Annotated in this window: 5 protein-coding genes; all 5 read left to right on the top strand. The window is 28.1% G+C overall.

Annotation, left to right across the window (positions count from 1 at the left end; all coding sequences use genetic code 11):
* Positions 1-89 precede the first annotated feature (89 nt).
* The 5 genes from LQK79_RS16405 (at position 90) to LQK79_RS16425 (ending at position 5,661) form a co-directional block, all read left to right on the top strand.
* On the top strand, positions 90-1,034 hold the full coding sequence (locus tag LQK79_RS16405) for a PucR family transcriptional regulator (protein ID WP_231017211.1): 945 nt from the start codon (positions 90-92) through the stop codon (positions 1,032-1,034).
* A gap of 194 nt (positions 1,035-1,228) precedes the next feature.
* On the top strand, positions 1,229-2,146 hold the full coding sequence (locus tag LQK79_RS16410; protein ID WP_053241312.1) for a zinc ribbon domain-containing protein: 918 nt from the start codon (positions 1,229-1,231) through the stop codon (positions 2,144-2,146).
* Positions 2,147-2,168: 22 nt separating this feature from the next.
* On the top strand, positions 2,169-3,566 hold the full coding sequence (locus LQK79_RS16415; RefSeq protein ID WP_053241313.1) for a zinc ribbon domain-containing protein: 1,398 nt from the start codon (positions 2,169-2,171) through the stop codon (positions 3,564-3,566).
* Between the two features lie 25 nt (positions 3,567-3,591).
* A complete protein-coding gene (locus tag LQK79_RS16420; RefSeq protein WP_053241314.1) occupies positions 3,592-4,794 on the top strand; it encodes a zinc ribbon domain-containing protein in 1,203 nt (400 codons plus the stop codon).
* Positions 4,795-4,950: 156 nt separating this feature from the next.
* On the top strand, positions 4,951-5,661 hold the full coding sequence (locus LQK79_RS16425; RefSeq protein ID WP_231017212.1) for a 2-phosphosulfolactate phosphatase family protein: 711 nt from the start codon (positions 4,951-4,953) through the stop codon (positions 5,659-5,661).
* The last annotated feature ends 339 nt before the right edge of the window (positions 5,662-6,000 follow it).

The following is a 6,000-nucleotide window of genomic DNA, read 5'->3' on the forward strand; positions in this document are numbered from 1 at the left end:
TTGAAAAAGCTCCTGTTTTATAGGAGCTTTTTCAATATATAATGATATAATTATACTTACAAATATAAGTTAACATAGGAGGAATAAAAATGTACGAATTTAAGGATTTTCTACAAGAATTAAGTGGAAATACAAATATATCATTTAAGCTTACTGGAGAAAATGGAAAAGTAATATATACTAGTAATTCTTACGTAGAAAACTGTGATAAGATTTATTTTCCTGTGTATTTAGGAAAAAATAAGCATGTTGTAAGTATACATAAAGGAAATGAGTCTTGTTTAAAGCTCTTGAGGTATACTATAGAAAATAAATATAAAGAACTTTATTCTGTAAAGGAACAATCTATAATTAATTTATTAGAAGCTAGTGAAATTGATAAGGATAAATTTGAAAGTGAAGAGTTTTTTATATCTAAGGGTTCTAGTCTTTTTATTGTAAATATAAGTTCTAGTAGGTATGAGGGAATAAACGTAATAGAGCAAATGTACAACGATGAAAATATTATAAGTATAATATATAAGGGCAATATCATTGTAATAGGATACTTTGAGGACCCATATGAACATGCCGTAAGTATTAGAGACGCTATAGTTTCTAATTTATTTTGCGAATGTACTGTAAGCTATAGTAAAACTATACATGATAAATATGAATTAAAAGAAGCTTATGATGAGGCAAGAGAAGCATTAATACTTGGTAAGAAATTTTCCCTAAAGGAAGGGGTTCTTGACTACAATAAATTACTGTTTGAGAAAATAGTTTATAACATTGAACCTAAATTAAAAAAGGAATTCTTAGATAAATTCAAAGAAAAGTTTAATCAATTTGATGCAGAAATGATAAACACTATAGATGAGTTTGTTAAAACTGGTCTTAATATAAGCGAATCCGCTAGAAAACTGTATATACATAGAAATACTTTGATATACAGACTTGATAAAATAAAAAAAGAAACGGGTTTTGATATAAGAAATTTTAAAGAGGCGACAGTATTTATAACCGCATTTCTTGTGTGGAGAGAAGTTAAATAAAAAAACAGCATATGGGCTGTTTTTTTTTTACGAATTTTATCGAAAATAATAAAAAATTTAATAATATTAGATATTATATTAATTTTGTATGAAAATTTTATTAGTAAGTGGTAAAATGTTTAGTATATGAATTTTATATTAATAAAATATGCCTTTTTTGTGAACTACAGGGTTATAAACGGAGGATGATAATTATGAAATATTGTTACAAGTGTGGATATCAACTTGAAGATGATGATTTATTTTGTGGCAACTGTGGAGAAAAGCAAATGCAAGATAATAGTGCAAATGGTGAAAATTTTGACCATAATAAAAATGATATGAAGAAAAAAACTACAGAACATGAGAATTTAAGTAACTATAGAAGAAGCAGTAACGTAAATTTGTCTTATATAATAGATAATTTGTTAAAGATGTTTACGAAACCAATAAGTACTAGTAAAAGATTTATAGAGGACAGAGATAATAATACCGTTATAGCAGTAAGTATATTCTCAATTTTATTTTATGGAATTTTAGGAATTTGGAGAATTAAGCAATTATTTTATAGTGCAGAAAATATTATGATAAATGGGTTGAAAAAAATAGAAAGTATATATAGGTTATTCGGTAATATTGGTTCAAGTACTGATACATCGGATATTAATCAAGCTATGATTGCAATTAATAAAGTAAGGCAGTCTATTGTTATACCTTATGGAAAAATATTTTTTCAAAACTGCATTGTTTTTATAATGTTACTGATAATTATATTTGCATTTATAAGTGTTGCAACCAATATTACAAATCATAAACAAACTTCAGCATTAGAAACCTATAAAATTTCTCTTATCGTGTTAATTCCATTTTTATATTTTAAAACACTTTCTATATTAATATCATATGGATCAAATTATGTTGGAATTGGAATTCAATTAATTGGAATTATAGTATCAATAGGGTGCTTATTTATATTAATTAAGGATGTATTGGGAGTTAAAGAAGATTGTAGTTTATTTATTGTTTCAATTTGTTTTGTAGTTATATGCATTGCTTATTTGGTTTGCTTATCAAATTTTATATATTCTGATTTGCAGCAAGTAATAACATCATTTAAAGGTATTAATTTTTAACATAAGATAGGAGAGGATTAATTTGAAGTTTTGCCCTAAATGTGGTGCTGAATTGAAAGATGGACAAACATTTTGTTCTAAGTGCGGTAGTAAAGTAGGTTCCCAAGATATTGACAATAACCATAAGAATGATACTACACGTGAAATTGAAATTATACAGGATGGGTCATCTAAATTTCAAGACCACAATTTTAAGTTTGGTTTTAGAAAAAAAATTATTTCTTGTGTTGTACTAGTTTTAGTTATATTATCTATATTCCTTTATATTGTAGGCAGCAATGTTACAAAGCCAGATGTAGTTGTTGATAAATTTAAAAGTGCAGTTACATCTAATGATAAGAAAGAACTTAAAAGCTTATTATTTTGTGATGATAGTGAATTAAATATAAATGACGAAAATGTATCAATGCTTTTAAAATATTTTAAAAAAAATCCATCTAATTTAAATAGTATTGTGGCAAATTTAAATAAACAAGCAGCAGTAGCATCAGAAATAAAAAACTTTCAGAAAGATTCAAGTATGGCTTTTAATATTGAACGTGTAGGAAAAAAATATTTATTTTTTCCAAAGTATAAAATAAATATGCAGCCAGCATTTATAGAAATAAAGGCGTCAACTAAAGGTATAAAATTTATATTAGATAATAAAGAAATAGGAAAAAGTGATAGCGATAGCTTTAAGAAAAAATATGGACCTTTTATGCCAATAGGGTATACTCTTTTGGCTGACTATAAGGGAAAATATGTGTCTTTAAGCAAAGCCTATGATGTTAATCTTGATAAGGCAAGCCATGAAGAGAGCATAGAGGCTTTAAATGATTTAAAATACATAAGTATTGATAGTGATAGGCCAGAAGCTGAAATATTTGTAAACAATAAAGATACCGGAGTTAAGGTAGCAGAGGCTAATAATTTCGGACCTGTTGGCAAAAATACGCAAATTTATGGAGTTGTTCAAAAAGATGGCGCAAAATTAAGAAGCAATAATTATAATGTTTCTGATGATGATAGAATTTATTTAGATTTTGGTGATGCTGAAAACAAACTTAATGATGTACAAGATAAGGTTAAGAATCTTGCCTATTGGTATACTAATGCATTTACTCAAGCTGTTAATTCAAACGATATTTCCCAAATACAATCATACGTATATCCTGGAAGTGACTTGTATAACGAACAAACGAAGTATATTCCTAGTACATATGAAAAGGGAATAAAAGAGTATCTTAGAAATTGCAATGTTGTATCTGTAAATGTAAATGATGATAATGATTCAGGAACAGTTATTACAAATGAGGTTTATGATATCGAGGATAATAGTGGTAATATTACTACAAAATCATTTAACTATAAATATGCTTTTAAATACAATGATAGTATTAATAGTTATCAACTTACAAGTATAGCAAATGCACAATGAAAATCATTTAAAGGAAGCGTAGGTTATGTTTTGTACAAAGTGTGGTAATAAGTTGAAAGATGGAGCAAAATTTTGTGACAAGTGCGGGACTCCAGTACAATTAAAAAGCGAAGTACAAGATGATAATAAAATAATAGAGCAGCATTATGAAGAAGAAAATAATGCTATAAAGAAATCTAAAAATAAAAATTCTATTATAGTTATACTAGGATGTATAGCATTTATAGTTGCAGTTATAATCGTATATGGTGTATTTTTTGCTAAACCAGGTAGTGTATTTAGCTTTTTATCTTTTGGATCAAGTTCTTCTAGTCAGCCAGTAAAGGTTAAAAATAAAGTTAGTACAAAAAAGGTTAATAAGACTAATAATAAAAAAGTTGATACCGATAAAGAGGACAATATAAAGTTAGGTACTACATCTGGTAATCTTACAAATTGTAGTTTTGTTTTTGAAAAAAATGGCGCTATTTACTATTCTAATTTTACAAAACAGTACAAGCTTTATGAGATGAATTATGATAGCTCAAATCCAATACAATTAAACAATGACGACAGTGGATATTTTACTCAAAATGGAGATTATATATATTATACTAATGATTCAGATGGTGGTAAGATATATAGTATAAGCACAAATGGTTCTGGTAGGAAAAAAATATGTGAAGATAAGAGCTCATACCTGGAATATGCTGATGGATACATATACTATAGAAATGAAAGTGATGGAAGCCTGGTATACAAAATCAAGGAAGATGGAACAGCTAAGGAAAAGGTTTCTGGACCGTGCAATTTATTTAATATTGATTCTAATTTTTTATATTATCTTAAAGATGGTATATTAAAAAGAAAAAATTTAAAAACAGGTGATGAAATAAAGATAGGGGATACTATATCAACTATTGTTGTACAAGATAATACAGTGTATTTTACAGATAGTTCTCAAAATAAACTTTACAAGATGAAAAATGATGGCAGCAATAAAATAAAGATATGCGATGATGAATTTGGAACTTTTAATGTTAATGGAAATAAAATTTTCTATAGAAATAGATCTGATAACAGCAAATTATACAGTATTGATTTAGACGGTAATAATAAGCAAAAAATATCAGATATACCTGTAGCACTTATAATTTCAGCTGGAGATTATGTTTATTGCAATGCTACAGACAAGACTATGTTTAAGGTAAGGAAAGATGGAACTGATGAACAATCCATAGCACAATAATACTCACATCAGTGCACAATTCACAATGAAGGATGATTTTTCTCCGCTAGCATTGTGAACTGTGCATTGAGTTAACTTCCAATTTAACAGGATAAACTTGGCACTTGTAATTTTCAGATTTCAAGTAGTCTATCCATATATAAGAGGGTGTGTATAATGAAAATAGATATAATAATATCTGCTGATGATATAAAAAAGGACAAGGTACTTCATAAATCTGCTGTTGTAATAGACATGCTTAGAGCTACTTCAGTAATAACTACAGCTATGAATAATGGCTGTAAAAGGGTTATTCCCGTACTTACCATAGATGAAGCACTTGAAACAGCAAAAAATATTAAAGAGGATGTTATTCTTGGTGGAGAAAGAAAGGGCTTAAAAATAGATGGTTTCGATTTTTCTAATTCTCCACTTGAATATAGCAGGGATGTAATAGAAAGAAAAACTCTTGTTATGACAACCACAAATGGTACTAAAGCAATAAGAGGAAGTATAGGGGCTAATAATGTACTCGTAGGTTCGGTTCTAAATGCAAGCGCAGTGGCAGAAAGGCTTATAGAACTAAAAAATGATGTTGTTATAGTAAATGCTGGTACATATGGTCAGTTTTCAATTGATGACTTTATATGCAGTGGATACATAATAAGTTGCCTAAAGGAAATGACAGCTGTAGAGTTATCCGATGTTGCCATTACTGCAAATTATGTATATGAAAACAACAAGGATATAAAAAGTTTTGCAAAGTTTGCAAAGCACTACAAAAGAATAATGGAATTAAATCTTGAAGAGGATTTTGAATACTGCTGCAAAAAAGACATTATAAAGGTAGTGCCGGAATTTATAAATGGAGAAATAGTAATTAGATAATATAAATATTGCGAACAAAATCAAGTGGAGGGTTTTAACTTCGCCCTGCTTGTTTAAAAGACTAACTTTTTCACTTACGCGAAAAGTGAAGGGTTTAACGATGCTACGCACGTTAAAGGTGAACTTTTCGTATAAATCCGAAAGTTAAGGTTATTTTTCCTCCGCTTTGCTACAGAAAAATTATAAATTTAAATTAAAGATTTTCCGTAGTAAAACGGAGGAAAATCAACATTAACTTTTTACCGAAGGTAAAACCCTTCACCTCGTATAATATAGTTGTACCCACCAATAAAGATTAGACCAAATCTACTAACGGATGTTTATAATAATATTTTTACT

This window comes from Clostridium guangxiense, assembly GCF_021043395.1.
GTDB classification, from domain to species: domain Bacteria; phylum Bacillota; class Clostridia; order Clostridiales; family Clostridiaceae; genus Clostridium_S; species Clostridium_S guangxiense.